The 13,262-nt window shown below is 59.8% G+C and carries 16 protein-coding genes; 3 read left to right on the top strand and 13 right to left on the bottom strand.

Annotated features, from left to right (window positions below):
- From HRU82_06485 to HRU82_06475, 3 genes are all read right to left on the bottom strand, one after another.
- Positions 1–1,455, bottom strand: a complete 1,455-nt coding sequence (locus HRU82_06485; GenBank protein ID QOJ34615.1) for a hypothetical protein — start codon at positions 1,453–1,455, stop codon at positions 1–3.
- Positions 1,456–1,590: 135 nt separating this feature from the next.
- Positions 1,591–1,767 carry a hypothetical protein gene (locus HRU82_06480; protein QOJ34614.1) on the bottom strand — a complete coding sequence of 59 codons (177 nt, stop codon included), beginning with the start codon at positions 1,765–1,767 and terminating at the stop codon, positions 1,591–1,593.
- Between the two features lie 170 nt (positions 1,768–1,937).
- Positions 1,938–2,120, bottom strand: coding sequence for a hypothetical protein (locus HRU82_06475; GenBank protein QOJ34613.1), 183 nt, complete (start codon positions 2,118–2,120; stop codon positions 1,938–1,940).
- A gap of 247 nt (positions 2,121–2,367) precedes the next feature.
- On the opposite strand from HRU82_06475, the gene HRU82_06470 reads away from it, so the two are divergent.
- Positions 2,368–3,579, top strand: a complete 1,212-nt coding sequence (locus HRU82_06470) for an FAD:protein FMN transferase (protein QOJ37132.1) — start codon at positions 2,368–2,370, stop codon at positions 3,577–3,579.
- Positions 3,563–3,946, top strand: a complete 384-nt coding sequence (locus HRU82_06465) for a hypothetical protein (GenBank protein QOJ34612.1) — start codon at positions 3,563–3,565, stop codon at positions 3,944–3,946. The genes HRU82_06470 and HRU82_06465 overlap by 17 nt, the downstream gene beginning before the upstream one ends.
- A 10-nt stretch (positions 3,947–3,956) precedes the next feature.
- Here the strand turns inward: HRU82_06465 and HRU82_06460 are convergent, their stop codons facing one another.
- The 7 genes from HRU82_06460 to HRU82_06430 all read right to left on the bottom strand — a co-directional run bounded on the left by HRU82_06460 (position 3,957) and on the right by HRU82_06430 (position 10,129).
- Complete coding sequence (locus tag HRU82_06460; GenBank protein QOJ34611.1) at positions 3,957–4,256, bottom strand: energy transducer TonB; 300 nt, start codon at positions 4,254–4,256, stop codon at positions 3,957–3,959.
- Between the two features lie 662 nt (positions 4,257–4,918).
- Complete coding sequence (locus HRU82_06455; protein ID QOJ34610.1) at positions 4,919–5,293, bottom strand: biopolymer transporter ExbD; 375 nt, start codon at positions 5,291–5,293, stop codon at positions 4,919–4,921.
- Positions 5,283–5,708 carry a TonB-system energizer ExbB gene (exbB, locus tag HRU82_06450; protein ID QOJ34609.1) on the bottom strand — a complete coding sequence of 142 codons (426 nt, stop codon included), beginning with the start codon at positions 5,706–5,708 and terminating at the stop codon, positions 5,283–5,285. The genes HRU82_06455 and exbB overlap by 11 nt, the downstream gene beginning before the upstream one ends.
- Before the next feature lie 109 nt (positions 5,709–5,817).
- Positions 5,818–6,879: an ABC transporter ATP-binding protein gene (locus tag HRU82_06445; GenBank protein ID QOJ34608.1), complete on the bottom strand. Its 1,062-nt coding sequence runs from the start codon at positions 6,877–6,879 to the stop codon at positions 5,818–5,820.
- A gap of 65 nt (positions 6,880–6,944) precedes the next feature.
- Positions 6,945–8,546: an iron ABC transporter permease gene (locus HRU82_06440; protein QOJ34607.1), complete on the bottom strand. Its 1,602-nt coding sequence runs from the start codon at positions 8,544–8,546 to the stop codon at positions 6,945–6,947.
- Between the two features lie 17 nt (positions 8,547–8,563).
- Positions 8,564–9,523 (bottom strand): extracellular solute-binding protein, encoded by a 960-nt coding sequence (locus HRU82_06435; protein ID QOJ37131.1) that lies wholly within the window; start codon positions 9,521–9,523, stop codon positions 8,564–8,566.
- A gap of 174 nt (positions 9,524–9,697) precedes the next feature.
- Complete coding sequence (locus tag HRU82_06430) at positions 9,698–10,129, bottom strand: transcriptional repressor (GenBank protein QOJ34606.1); 432 nt, start codon at positions 10,127–10,129, stop codon at positions 9,698–9,700.
- 155 nt (positions 10,130–10,284) lie between these two features.
- On the opposite strand from HRU82_06430, the gene HRU82_06425 reads away from it, so the two are divergent.
- Positions 10,285–10,848: a hypothetical protein gene (locus tag HRU82_06425; protein QOJ34605.1), complete on the top strand. Its 564-nt coding sequence runs from the start codon at positions 10,285–10,287 to the stop codon at positions 10,846–10,848.
- 30 nt (positions 10,849–10,878) lie between these two features.
- On the opposite strand, the gene HRU82_06420 is transcribed toward HRU82_06425, so the two are convergent.
- From HRU82_06420 to HRU82_06410, 3 genes are all read right to left on the bottom strand, one after another.
- Positions 10,879–11,163, bottom strand: coding sequence for a hypothetical protein (locus HRU82_06420; protein ID QOJ34604.1), 285 nt, complete (start codon positions 11,161–11,163; stop codon positions 10,879–10,881).
- Between the two features lie 186 nt (positions 11,164–11,349).
- Positions 11,350–11,976, bottom strand: a complete 627-nt coding sequence (locus HRU82_06415) for a response regulator transcription factor (GenBank protein QOJ34603.1) — start codon at positions 11,974–11,976, stop codon at positions 11,350–11,352.
- Positions 11,973–13,175 carry a sensor histidine kinase gene (locus HRU82_06410; GenBank protein ID QOJ34602.1) on the bottom strand — a complete coding sequence of 401 codons (1,203 nt, stop codon included), beginning with the start codon at positions 13,173–13,175 and terminating at the stop codon, positions 11,973–11,975. Before HRU82_06410 ends, HRU82_06415 begins: the two co-directional genes overlap by 4 nt.
- Positions 13,176–13,262: the final 87 nt, after the last annotated feature.

Raw genomic sequence — 13,262 nt, 5'->3', positions numbered from 1 at the left:
CTAGAAATAGGTTGCTGCTTGAATCAGGAACCCGTTGCCGTTCATCGGACTATTGGCCGTGCCCAGATCTCCCGCATTGACGAGGCCCTGAGCACCCTTTTGCGTGTTAAACTGCCAGTCGAACTTGAAGACGGTGTCTTCGATCGGCCGGAAGTTCAACCCGAGCGTCAGCCGCTCCAGTTCGCGGCGGTTCCCCACCGTGTTGACGGCGGTTCGCGTACGGTCGTCGGTATCGGTGTCGACATGCTCCCACCGCACGACCGCCGTAAAAGTCGATGCGTCTGTGAAGTGGCTTGGAGCCCACTTCTTCAGAAACTCCGGCATGAAGTGATAGTTCCCCTGCACATAATAACCGTGCATGCCAGCCGGTCCGATGCCGCTCCCTGCGACCCCGGTGGCGTTGTTGTTGCTGATGCGCGTCCAGGCTGACTCACCGATTAATTCAAACGGGCCACGTTGCAAGGTCCAGTCGACGGCGAACACATCGATGTAGCCGGCTCCCACCGCCCCGGCAGCCGGTTTGTACTGGCCGTGGTAGCCAGATCCCGCGACTTCGATGCCGAGAATCGGGCTGAACGCTACGCGCCCGACGACGGCTTTACTGTCGTCTCGATCTCGGGAGACGCTGCCGCGGGCGCTCCGCACGCCCGCATCCGTGATGCCTCCCGCAGTCTGGCTCATGCCGTTGACGGCATAGACTTCATAGTCCAACTTGGAGCGTGAAGAAGGATAGAGCGTTCCATAGATGCCCGCGCCGGCCTCGAACCAGGTGCTGGGGATAACGATACGAGACACCATGGGGCGATCGACCAAGTCGTTCAGAGGGGAATCATGGAGCAAGTTGAACTTGCCGACCGGCATGAGCAGGATACCGGCCCGAAGGTTGATCGCTTCGTCGATCAAATAGTCCAATTGAGCGAATTCGATTTGCATGGACCCATCGCCGCTCTGCGGAGCGTTTGAGCCACCGCGTTCAATCTCGATTTCAGTCGCGAATTTGATGTGATCCGTAATGTCGGCGTAGATGAACGGCACCAGTCGTTGCTGGCCGAATGAATTGCGACTCGGATTGTCGAGATTCTGGCGCGACAAAGAGTTGTACATGACGTCGGCGTATCCCCCGACGGTGGCTTTCGGGGCGCTTAGGAAGGGCTTGGCATAAATGAGTTTGCCTGATCCCGTTGAGCCGAACCCCAACGGAATCTTCTCTTCGCCCTGCCGTTCGACCCGAATGTCAGTAATCGGGCCGGTGGCCACCGGATATTGGGGGGATCCGGCGGCGCTTTCCGGTCCGGTCGGCACCCCACCTTCACGCTGCTCGTGTTCTTTCAAGCGTTTCTCAACGGCTTCATCGACCAACTTTTTAATTTCCTCCGGGGTCATGTTTTCCGCCAGCGCCGGCAGTGTCGGCAGGCTGGCCAAGACGAGAGCCCCGAGGATTGCCCGCAACTTCATGGGGATCCTCCATCCACGAGTAAAGGTTGACATTGGACTCGGGACTCAAAGGTCTCTGGTCTGTGAGGAAAACGACGGTGTAAGATTGCTGCCCAGGGTTGTTGGTGGTGATGAAGCCTCCTTTCATACGGTACGTCATAGGGCCACGGTGCCCCAGCCTTCGATTGAGGTGAAGGGAATGATGACGATGCGTTTGCAGCGCTTGCATTTCAGTTCCAATCCCTGGCCACGGACTTTGGCGATCAACTGCCCGCATTCGCAGCGGGTCTCGCTGTTCTGGCAGGGAGAAAACGCTGACGTATTGGTGGACATCGTAAGGGGCGGTCACTTTCGTGGATGATTTTGAGAACGATTATTAGTATCTCGTTGGAGGAGAAAATGTCAAGCCCGAGGCACCTCATTTTTTGATCTATGGCTAAAACCCAGCGCCTAGCCCTTATCCCTGTCCGGACAGGCGGAAGACGTGCCATGGTCTCATTGCTTTAGGGGGCCTCATCATACTGCTCCCCCTTCTTACCCTTGGAGGCTGTGCCACAGACCTGACGATAGCGCCCCAGGTCGACGGCGAACGGATGGTTCTGGTGGTCGGAGAGGCGGTAGTTGCCATCACGGGAGAGCGGGCTCGAAAATTCGAACCGGAGATTCGCTGGCTCGAGCTGCAACATCAGCAAGCCGGCGCACGGTATCGGCTTGAAGTCGAAGCTCAAGCCAAAGACTTTGCATGGTTTCTTCCTCCAGGGACCTATGAGGTGACGAGGGTGCAGATCAGTGAAGGACCGTTTCTGTCCATCGCGCAAGTCGGCTCCCTCTTTACCATAGGGGAGGAGACCGTGTTGTATGTCGGCAGGTGGCGATTTGGGGTGGAGTCTCCTCGGTATGGCCGAAAAGTCCTCATCTCAATGGTGGTCGAGAATGAGGGAAGAGCTGAAGCAATGCGTCACATTGAAGCACGATATCCGGCATTCGTGGGGGCCGCCGTCTCGACAACCGTTCCGGTCCCTGGCGAAGTGGAAACTCGTCTCTACGAGGTATTGCCCTATCCACGATACCCGAAGTATTTTCAACGCCATCTATGGTAGGAGGCAGGCCATGTCCAGAGCGTATGGTGCAGCAGTTGCGGGGTGGATGATGGTCATGCTGTTCGGGGTCACCGGCTGCATAGGGGGCGGCCCCCTGGGACAGCCCGTGTTGATCAAACGTACGCAGATGCACATGGGTACGCTGGTGACGATCACCTCGGTGGCAGCCGATCGGCAAACGGCCTACGATGCGGCCACGGCAGGATTTCAGGAGATCCATCGCCTGGAGCAATTGCTCAGCACCTGGATTCCCACGAGTGAGCTGTCGCGCGTCAATGAGGCTGCGGGACATGCGTCGGTGACGGTCGCCCCCGAGACAATGGACGTACTGGCTGCATCGCTGGAAATCGCGCGGCTGACCGAGGGGCGGTTCAATATTGTGGTCGGACCTGCCGTACAGGCGTGGAGTGTGCTGGATCGTCAGCAGATTCCGACTGATTCGGAGCTGTCGGTGATTCGCCCGCTCACGGATCTGGCGGCTTTGCACCTGGATCGGGATCGTGGGACGGTGTTTCTGGCTCGGACCGGTATGCAGGTAGATGTAGGCGGAATCGGCAAAGGGTTTGCGGCGGATAGGGCGGTCATCGCCATGCAGCGAGTCGGAGCTACCGCGGGAGTGGTCGCGCTCTCCGGTGACATGAAGACGTTCGGTCGGCTTCCCGGCGGCGCGGCCTTCCCTTTTGCCATCAGGCATCCTCGTCGCGAAGGAGAGGTGCTGGCCTATGTCGACCTCGCGGATGAGGCTATTTCCACTGCGGGTGATTATGAGCGCTATTTTGAGCGGGATGGGGTGCGGTACCACCATATTTTGGACCCCTCGACGTTACAGCCTGCCCGGGACTGTCAAAGCGTTACGGTCGTGGCGCACGACGGAACGATGGCAGATGGATTGGATACCGGAATTTTTGTCCTGGGACCGAGGAAGGGATTGGAGATCGTCGATCGGCTACCGGGAGTTGGGGCCGTCATTGTGGATCGAGAGGGGACGGTGTGGGTGTCTTCCGCTCTCCGAGGAAAGGTCAGAATCAATGAGCAACGCGAATGACAGTGGACGTGGGCCGGCACGTGCGGAGTTTGGGTGGAAGAGCCGGCGCGAGAGCCTTTGGTGCGGAGTCTGGCTCGGTCTATTCTTATCCGGCGTAATGGGGTTGTCTGCCTGCGCACCGGACTCCAAATATTTTCAGCGGAGCGTCAATGAGGCCACACGCGACATGGTCGGCAAGCGCCACGGAAGCCCACACAAGGTGGAGCCCGCACCTGATGGCGGGGAAATCTGGACCTATTTTGAGCGGGGTAGTGGAACCGCCGGGTTCAGCGGGCAGGCCCACGGCGGCATGTGTCGCTCCTATGTCTTGACGTTCGACAAACAGGGCGTACTGCGCGATTGGCAGCAACGCTCCTGTCGAGGGTGACGCCCCGGAGTCAGCGGTCGAGTCGATATCTGAGTGGGATTTGAATCGTCACGGAAGATTTGGGGAGCGGCTGAGACAACAGAATCGGCGATGCCCGTCGAAGCGTGTCCAGCGCCGCCTGGTCCAGAACGGGGTAGCCGGAACTCTTGGCGATAGCTACTGAAACGATGTGCCCGGTCCCTTCGATTACCAGTCGTACGAGTACCCGCCCCTCCATATGATTCAAGCGGGCCTCGGCAGGGTATTGGATAAAGCTCTCAATCCGACGCATGAGGGTATCTTGCAGCCAGGAGAGATCCGGTTTCGTCACAACGGAGTTTGGCGATGGTGAAGTGGGAGCTAAGGCCACCTGCGTAGGCTCTGGTTCTTGCTTCGAGTCCGCATCAGGAGTCGCAGTATCGTCGGAAAGCGGGTTGGGTGCGGGCACACGCTCTGTCTGAATCGATTCGGAGAGGGGAGGCGCTTGCTCGACAGGCAGTGTTGTGGGAGCCTGCTCCAAGAGGAGCCTGACGTCTGGTTCCGTTGTCTGCGTTGAGATCTCGGTCGGCGGCAGAGGGGTGAGCGGTTCGGCCAACTGCCGGGAGGCTTCAGGCTCCGGGTCTTGCAGGCTGGGCACGATTGCACGGAAATCCACCGGTGCCGCCTCAGGCGTCAGCGTTGCTGCCTGAGGCGGAGACGGGGCAGGAGTGGCTGGAGCAACAGGAGTCTTTTCCCTGTGGGCAGGCGGAACAGCTGCTCGTGAATGAACTGTAGATGGGACTGCAGATGAAGGTTGGGGGGATGGTAAGGGCCGGCTCTGCGCTTCCCGGACTGACACGTCCCAGCGAAAATCCGATGCCGGTGGGGCCAGGCTCATCCTGGCTGCAAGGAGGCCCGCGAGAAACAGCACTGCGCTGTGGAGGCAGAGCGAGGCGATCCACCCGCTCACCTGAAAACGGGTGCCAGGGGAGAAGAGGGTGCCCTGGCGGGCGATCACGATCGTACGACCTCCAAGCTGACCGATTGAAAACCGAGCCCTCGGATTTCATCCACGATCGAGACGAACCGCTCCAGCAAAGTAACTTTGTCCGCTCGGACGACGACCGGCGATTCCCGTGGATGTGGAAGGAGAAGCGGCTTCAGCCCCTCGGCAGGGACAGGTTTATCATTTAGAAACAGGTCCCCGTTCGAGGTCAGCGTGACCACGATGGGAACGTCCTTGTGGTCGCCCGCTTCCTTGGCCTTGGCCAAATTCACCGGGATTTGGCCGGTGCTGATGAACGTGGCGGTCGTGAGGACGATGACGAGCAGGACCAGCATGACGTCCACCAGCGGGATCACGTTGATTTGGTTGACTTCACGCTCCATGTCGCGTCCTGTACGTCGTGAGCAGTTCCGCCACGCGGCGGCGCAGCACGTTGTTCATCACCACGCAGGGGATGGCCACCAAAAGACCGACCGCCGTTGCCTTCAGCGCGAGACTCAGGCCGATCATGATCGTGTTGACGGCCATGGTGCCTGATGTGCCCATCGTATGAAAGGTCATCATAATCCCGAGGACGGTTCCCAGCAAGCCGATATAGGGAGCATTGGCCGCCACGGTGCCGATGATCACCAACCGCTTGGTTAGAGCCATCTCAAAGGTCTGCACATCTGTGAATTGAGACAAGTCGACACGACGGTAATAAAGCCATCGTTCGATCGCCACCGCCACCGACCAGATGCTGAGTGAGATCAGCAGGCCGATGATTCCATATTCAACTGCATTTTTTAGTACATCCATACCTCGCTCCTCCACCGCTCCACTGTTGAGCCTCCTGTCGATTCGTCGGGCCAACCCAACCGCCTGTTCTGTACGCCACGCCTCCTGAAAACAACGGCTGCTCGTCGGCTTACGGATCCTGTACGAAGAGCACCGTATGGGTGGCGACCATGCGCAACGCGACTGCAGTACCGACTTGAAACACGCTCAAGGAGGATTCGCTGCTGTGGACGATCTGCCCTGAGCGGAGCTGAATGGTGTAGAGGTTCTCCGACCCTTTGAACTGCCGAGACAGGATATGGGCATCGGCGCCCTTGGTCGGAACGATGTGCAGGTCATCCGGACGAATCATCACCACCACCTTGGTGCCGGTCGGCAGGTGCTGAGTATTGGGGAATTCGCCGATCTCGGTTTCAACTGCCTCCTGCCGCACGAGGCCGGGAATAAAGTCGGCTTGGCCGACAAAATCGGCGACGAACGCGCTGGTCGGCGTGTGGTACACCGCCTCAGGCGTATCGAACTGTTCCAACTTTCCGCGATTGAGCACCGCCACGCGATTGGCCATGGCAAAGGCTTCTTCATGGTCGTGGGTCACCAGAACAGCCGTTGTCTTGGTAGTGCGGAGCAGCTCGTGGAGATCCCGGCGCATGCGCCCAGCCATGTCGGGGTCCAGATTGCTGAAGGGTTCGTCGAGCAGCAAGAGGACAGGGCGTGGAGCCAGTGCCCGAGCCAACGCGACCCGTTGCTGTTGGCCGCCCGACAGTTCATGTGGGTATCGGTGCTCCAGTCCGCGCAACCCAACCAATTGAAGCAGCTCCTGCACGATCGCCTGTTGTTGGTCTCGTGGCAAGTGGCTCAGACCGAACGCGATATTCTTGTCGACGCGTAGGTGCGGAAACAGTGCGTACTCTTGGAACACCATGCCGATCTGCCGCTGCTCGGTAGGAAGCAGGGACTCTCGCGTGGAGACGATCCGTCCGGAGAGTATAATGTTGCCGGCCATGATCGGTTCAAATCCGGCGATGGCGCGCAGAATGGTCGTTTTCCCACAGCCGGAAGGGCCTAAAAGGCAGACAATTTCCCCTTGCTCAGCCGAGAAGGAGATATGTTCGACCGCAGGCTTACCCGGTTCGTAGGCGCAGGCAACGTCGCGCAGCTCCAGGACGGGTGATCGGCCCGGTTCCGAGTTCATACCATCTGCAGGCGCGGAGATGATCGCCGATTGAGGCCTGTTCGGTTGCAATTCGTGCACAGGGGTCACGTGGCGCTCTCCCGTCGTTGTCCTCGCCAATCCCGGGAAACCAGCAGCATCAGTGCCGGCAAACTCAGGAGTACGATCAACAGGGCGGACGGGGCGGCCAATTGATAGTATTCCTCGCTGGCTTCAAGCCAGACACGAATTGCCAGTGTATCAAATCCAACCGGCCGTAACAGCAGGGTTGCGGGCAGTTCCTTCATCGTTTGCAAGAACATCAGCACCCAGGCGGCGATAAATCCGTTTTGCACGAGAGGAAGGGTGACTCGCCGGATGGTTCGGCGTGTTGTGCACCCCAGCGTGCGCGCGACTTCCTCCACGTTGGGCGTCACCTGTTGCAGGGCCGGCTCCATGGATTGCAGGCCGACGGGAAGGAAGTGTAGGACGTAGGCGACGAGCAGGACGACCACCGATCCATAGAGGGCCGGGACAAAGTGTGTGAAGAGGATCAAGACCGCCAGTGCAGCAACGGGTCCTGGAAGGGCATATCCCGCATAGGCGGCTTGCAGGCACGCGATATTCAGCGGGGAAGGGCGCCGGCTGGCCAGGTAGGCCAGGGGGAGCCCGATCACGACGGCGCCTGCCGCGGCCAATGCCGAGAGAAGACTGCTGTTCCAGATGAATCCCATGAAGCGCGCGTCGAGAGCCCCTTGAGCAATTGCCGTGATGCTCCACTGGATCAGCATGTAAGCCGGAACTCCGAAGGAGGCGCCGAAGACCAGGGTGACATAGGCGACGATCGCGGTCGTTCGGAGGAACCCTCCGCGGCTCCGGGTCGGGTTCCGAAATCGACCGGAGGTTTGGTAGAAGCGGCTTCGTCGGCGGAACCATCGCTCGGTAACGAGGAACAGGATGGCCATCACAAGGAGCAGCAAGCTGAGAATGCTGGCGGCGGTGTGGTCATAACGGCCGGTCATTTGTTGATAGACGGCATAGGTCAAGGTTTGATATCGAAGCAGCGAGACGGCGCCGAAATCCGAGATGACATACAGAATGACGAGCGCCAGCCCTGCTGCGATGGCCGGACGGATCAGCGGCAGCGTCACCCGGCGCAGCGTCACCCAGGGAGACACGCCGCACGCACGGGCCACTTCCTCGAAGGAGACGTTGAGGTTCAGCAGGGCGCCTCTCGCTAGGAGGTACACGAAGGGAAAGGTATCCAGCGTCATGATGAGGGTCACCCCGGTGAAACTTTGTGGCGACAGGAGCCGGGCGTCCGGTCCCAAGAGGGTTTGCCACCATTGTTCCGCCGGCCCTCCCATGCCCAGGAGGTGCGCATAGACATAGGCCAACACATAGGTCGGCATGGCGAGCGGGAGCACGAGGGCCCATTCCCAAAAGGCTCGGCCAGGGAACTCGCAACGGACCATGATCCAAGCCAGGGATACGCCCAGGATAAACGTGAGAGCCGCCACCGCGGAGGCGAGCGACAGCGTGTTCCAAAGGAGTTCAGGGATGCGAGTGGACCAGAGTCTGCTCCATACCGTCGGTGCCGCCGTCAGTGCGACGTAAACGATGTAGAACGTAGGCAGCACCAGGAATGCGGCGGTGAGCACGGTGACCCACTGCAACGGCGCTGGGATCTGAAGCCTGGTGGCCGCCATGGTGCCAACACGATCGGTCAGCGGAGGCCGACTTGTTCGATCAGGGTAAGGGTGGGCTCCCGCAGTTCGGCCAGCCGGGCGAGGGGTACCATGGCTGCGCGGAAGCTGTGTCGGTCAACCAGCGCGGGATCGGCTTTCACCTCCGGGTGCAGTGGGTATTCCTTGTCGAGGTCGGCGAACAGTTTTTGTCCGGCCTGGGCGACCAAGAACTCAATGAGGAGTTTGGCGCCGTCGACACGCTTTGACGCGCGGGTCACGCCGATTCCCGCCACATTCATGATGGCACCCATCCCGCCTTCCTGCTGGTCCGTCATGAGCGCGGCGATCGGGGCGCCAGGCTGCGTCGTGAGGTGCCGGTAGATATAGTAGTGGTTCACAATGCCCATCGCCACTTGGCCCTTGGCCACCGCGTCGACGATCTGCGAACTCTTCTGGTAGACCTGTCCACCGGCGTTCGTCTTGAGGCCCTGAAGGAACTGTTTGGTTCGTTCGTCGCCGAATGTGGCCTTGATGACGGAGACCCCCGCCTGCAGATATTCACTGCCGGAATTCGGGATGGCAATCTTGTCCTTCCACTGAGGCTGGGCCAAATCGAGGAGTGAAGTCACCTGCGATGGCTTGACGAGATTCGTGTTGTAGACCACGACCCAAAATCGTCCCGAGAGGCCGATCCAACTGTTGTCCGGAGCTCGGAACTGAGGAGGGATGGCGCGTTCGACTTCCCGCATGTTCATCGGCCGGAGCAATTTGAGTTCCCGCGCATGTTCCAGGCTGCCTGCATCGTTCGTGAGGAAGACATCGGCCGGCGTATTGTCGCCTTCAGCCTGGAGCCGATTGACCAGTTCAGTCGTTCCCGATGACAGCAATTCCACCTGGATGCCGCTCTTGGCCTGGAATTCGTCCAGCACGGGCTTGATCAGCCGTTCAGCCCGCCCGGAATAGACCACCAGCTTCTCGGCCGCGCCCACGGATGGGATCGGGAAGAATGAGGCGAGCAGGATGCCGAATGACAGGAGCGAAGCGAGGGCGATGCGGGGACATGAAGCCATGCGGCGTGCCTCCAGGTTAAAGGACGGCCGGCACGGCGTCCTCGTTGAAATTGATAAGCCGTCTCAAGATTGATGAATGATAACTGGAACGGGCGCGGCCCGTCAATGGCGGCAACGCGAGCAGAGGCCGTACAGCTCGAGGCGATGGGTCTGGATGACGAAGCCGTTTTTCGTAGCGACCTCCTCCTGCAATCGCTCGATCTCGCAGTTCTCAAACTCCACGATGGTGCCGCAACCGGTACAGATCAGATGGTCGTGATGCCCCTTATGGGAGATATTGTCGTACTGCGTCTGCGAACCGAAATGGCGGGCCTGAGCGATGCCGGCGTCGCAAAACAAGTTCAACGTGCGGTAAATCGTGGCGAGCCCGAGGTGGGGATCTTTTTTGGCCAACTGATGGTACATGGCCTCCGCCGTGACGTGTTCTTGCCGGAGAAACGCCGTGAGAATGAGCTCACGCTGGCGCGTCAACTTGAGCTGATGCTTCGCCAGGTGCTGCCGAAGCACCTCCATTTCTTTCGTCGCTTTATTCATGACGTTCGATATGCCGAAGAAGCCGACATTAAAAACGAAAGCGCTGTCGAGGGTCAAGAGGGCAGTCTGGTCAAAAACATCCGGTGGTCGATTGACGAATGGAAAGGGGCCTGGCTATAGTCCAACGGTTTGCGTCGGGGCGCGGAGGAAACGTTGTGCGGAAGCCTCATGAAATCGCTGTGGATCGTGCGCTGCTGCTCTATGTGCTGTCGCTTACCGAGCCGTTCGGACTCTTGAGCGATGTCAAGCTGCAACAGCTCTGCTTCCTGTGCGAACTCCAACTGTTCGGGAAGGGGCTGAAGGGGTTTCACTTCGAATTTTTCCGTTTCGCCTACGGCACGTTCAGCAAGGATCTCGATAACGATCTCACGTCGCTCCGCCGCCGAGAGCGGATTGAGAACTTTACGTTGTCCGATCAGGCTCGCGAAGAGGTCTTACCGCTCTTGACAAGGGCGATTGACGGGAATGAGACCAACGAAAAGGTGCGAGATCTCGTGCAGGCAGTCGTGACGACCTACGGACCGCAGGACGTGACAACCATCACGCAGTCCGTCGAATCGGTCGAACTCAGTACGCCGCAACAGCCGGAATTGAAGATCCCTATCCGCGACATCGTGTTTCACACGACCTTGCTGGTGCCGGCCAGAATCGAGGTCGCGGCGGAGTTCACCCTGCCCGCGCCTGTCCTCACGAAGCTCAATCGAGCGATGGGCTATTGAGATGGCCCCGATCGGCCGGCTCGCCGCACGCTAGCGCAATTGCAGGAACCCTCCCAGTAAGGCCGATCGGAGCAGCTGCGCGACGTTCGTCACGCCGAATTTCCGCATGATCATGGCCCGGTGTGCTTCCACCGTGCGCACGCTGATATGCAACTCGCCGGCGATGGTTTGGTTCTGCGCCCCCAGCCAGACGTGGTTGAGAATGGTTTGTTCGCGTTTGGTCAGCTCGATCGGCCGCTGCGTGGGCACCAGGGGAGCCGCGAGCACCTTTCGAGGTGCTGATTTGAGTCGACGAGGAGGCTTGGACATAGGCATTCGTGGTTAAGGTGATGAAAGAATGATCACTGTGGCAGATCACGATGTGGGATCTGCCGGTCTTGATTCAGCCTATCGTTATATCAATTGGCGTGGGTTGGTCCTATCGGGGAAAAGCGCGTTCTGGCGTCATCCTTATTCGTACAGAAACGACCTGAATGATGAATCCTTCGGTCCGGATGCGAATCACCCGATGAGGCGGCTCTCGATGGCATATCGGATCAAGTCGGCCGTGGTGCGCAACCGCAGTTTGTCGAGGAGTCGGCTCCGGTAGGTGCTGACCGTCTTGGCGCTGAGGGCCAGCCGGTCGGCAATCTCGGCCAGCGTATGCCCTTCGGCAATCAGGCGAAGGATCTGCAATTCTCGATCCGACGGCTTAAAGGAAGCGGTCGAGGCTGGACGGCCCAGCTCGTGTGCCAACTGCTCGCCAAGCGCAGAAGTCACGAATTTCCCTCCGGACAGCACCTTTTCGACGGCGGCGGCCAAGTCTTCCGGGGCACTGTCTTTCGAGAGGTAGCCGGCAGCACCGGCCTTGATGGCACGGGTGGCGTAATGGGCCTCGGGGTAGAGACTGAAGACCAGGACGGGAAGCGCCGGGTGTCGAGTCTTGAGGTCCTTCAGAACTTCGAGGCCATGTCGGTCCGGCAGGTTTAGATCGAGGATCACCAGGTCCCACGTGCGACCGTGCAGGGCTTGCTGAAGGCCGGCCGCCGACCCGACTTCACCGAAGGACGGGCCCGACAGCTCCTCGGCCAAGACCTGCCGAAGTCCTTTGCGGACCACGGCATGGTCGTCTACCAACAGAATGTTCATACACTCAGCTTTCGGTTCGTGCCCGTGGTACAGGGCGCGGTCTGAGCCGTCGCGGGCAGGGGGATGCGGACCATGGCGAGCGTTCCGCCGCCGGCTTCGGCTCGAACGATCAGCGAGCCGTTGAGCAGGGCGGTGCGCTCCTGGAGGCCACGGAGCCCGAAGCCGCGTCCCTTTTGCACCGAATCATCGGGGATGCCGACCCCATTGTCTTCCACTCGCAAGGTGACCGCGTCTTGACTGCGCACAATCTTCACGCGCACATGGGAGGCGTGGGCATGACGGGCCACGTTGGTGAGGAGTTCTTGCACAATGCGGTACAGTCCGATGGCAATCCGTTCATCGAACAGCCAGGTCTCAGATTCCGGTTCGGCTTCGACTTCGCACACGATCTCGCTACGCTCTTCCAGATCATAGGCAAGCCATCGAATGGCAGCGACCAAGCCCAAGTCGTCCAACAGACTGGGACGCAGGCCCATGGCGGTCTTGCGGCAGGTGTCGATGGCTTGCTCCGTCAGGCGTATGGCGGAATGGACTCTCGGCGCCAATGCGGGAGAGAGGGGGTCCGTTGGGGCCCCGGCCAGTTTTTTCCGGATCCCGTTCAAATCCATTTTAAGGGCGGTTAAGATCTGTCCGAACTCGTCGTGGAGGTTGTGCGCCAACTCCCGGCGTTCGGCCTCCTGTATGTCGATGAGCTGATGAGAGAGGGCGCGGAGCCGCTCCCTTGCAAGTTGCAATTCCTGTTCGAGCTGTCGGCCTCGCGGAGATTCAACATCCGTAGCGGGGCAGTCTGTTCCCGATTCGTCGAGCCGTGGCTCGATGGGGTGAGGTGGCCGGTCCCGCCGACGAGAGGGCGTACCCAGCGCGAGGACCCATGCGGCAAGGACAACTCCGGCATGGTGAGTGTTGAGGGTTGTGTCCTGCTCGGCTGCAGAACCCCAGAAGTCGAGCAAGGGAGTTCCGGATACCAGTGTGGCGCAGGCCAGGGCGATCCGCCGGTCCCGATTCCGGAAACTGAGCCCGAGCGGAATCAGGTAGAAAGTAGGGGACCACCATTCGGGCACGACCACCCGCTCAAGCATCGCCGTCCCCACCGTCAAGATGATAGGCAGCCCCTGGCGCCATTGTCGGCAAAGTGAGGCCGGCAGCTGTAAGGCTGTGAGGATGGGACTCAAGGTCTGCACCATTGGAAGCCGTGACATGGCATAATTCGGCGAGGACGTATTATATCGTGCTTGTGTCCTGGTGGAAGCAGGAGCGCTGCCGGAGGTGCTGTCGGCCCGATGGTT

The sequence above is a fragment of the Nitrospira sp. genome, assembly GCA_015709715.1.
GTDB lineage: Bacteria > Nitrospirota > Nitrospiria > Nitrospirales > Nitrospiraceae > Nitrospira_A.
This window is presented reverse-complemented; position numbering and strand designations above follow the sequence as displayed.

Coding starts and splice junctions, on each gene's coding strand:
- HRU82_06485 (QOJ34615.1), bottom strand. CDS start 1,455: ATGAAGTTGCGGGCAATCCTCGGGGCTCTCGTCTTGGCCAGCCTGCCG.
- HRU82_06480 (QOJ34614.1), bottom strand. CDS start 1,767: ATGTCCACCAATACGTCAGCGTTTTCTCCCTGCCAGAACAGCGAGACC.
- HRU82_06475 (QOJ34613.1), bottom strand. CDS start 2,120: ATGTTGCAGCTCGAGCCAGCGAATCTCCGGTTCGAATTTTCGAGCCCG.
- HRU82_06470 (QOJ37132.1), top strand. CDS start 2,368: ATGAGGGAAGAGCTGAAGCAATGCGTCACATTGAAGCACGATATCCGG.
- HRU82_06465 (QOJ34612.1), top strand. CDS start 3,563: ATGAGCAACGCGAATGACAGTGGACGTGGGCCGGCACGTGCGGAGTTT.
- HRU82_06455 (QOJ34610.1), bottom strand. CDS start 5,293: ATGGAGCGTGAAGTCAACCAAATCAACGTGATCCCGCTGGTGGACGTC.
- exbB (QOJ34609.1), bottom strand. CDS start 5,708: ATGGATGTACTAAAAAATGCAGTTGAATATGGAATCATCGGCCTGCTG.
- HRU82_06445 (QOJ34608.1), bottom strand. CDS start 6,879: ATGAACTCGGAACCGGGCCGATCACCCGTCCTGGAGCTGCGCGACGTT.
- HRU82_06440 (QOJ34607.1), bottom strand. CDS start 8,546: ATGGCGGCCACCAGGCTTCAGATCCCAGCGCCGTTGCAGTGGGTCACC.
- HRU82_06430 (QOJ34606.1), bottom strand. CDS start 10,129: ATGAATAAAGCGACGAAAGAAATGGAGGTGCTTCGGCAGCACCTGGCG.
- HRU82_06420 (QOJ34604.1), bottom strand. CDS start 11,163: ATGCCTATGTCCAAGCCTCCTCGTCGACTCAAATCAGCACCTCGAAAG.
- HRU82_06415 (QOJ34603.1), bottom strand. CDS start 11,976: ATGAACATTCTGTTGGTAGACGACCATGCCGTGGTCCGCAAAGGACTT.
- HRU82_06410 (QOJ34602.1), bottom strand. CDS start 13,175: ATGTCACGGCTTCCAATGGTGCAGACCTTGAGTCCCATCCTCACAGCC.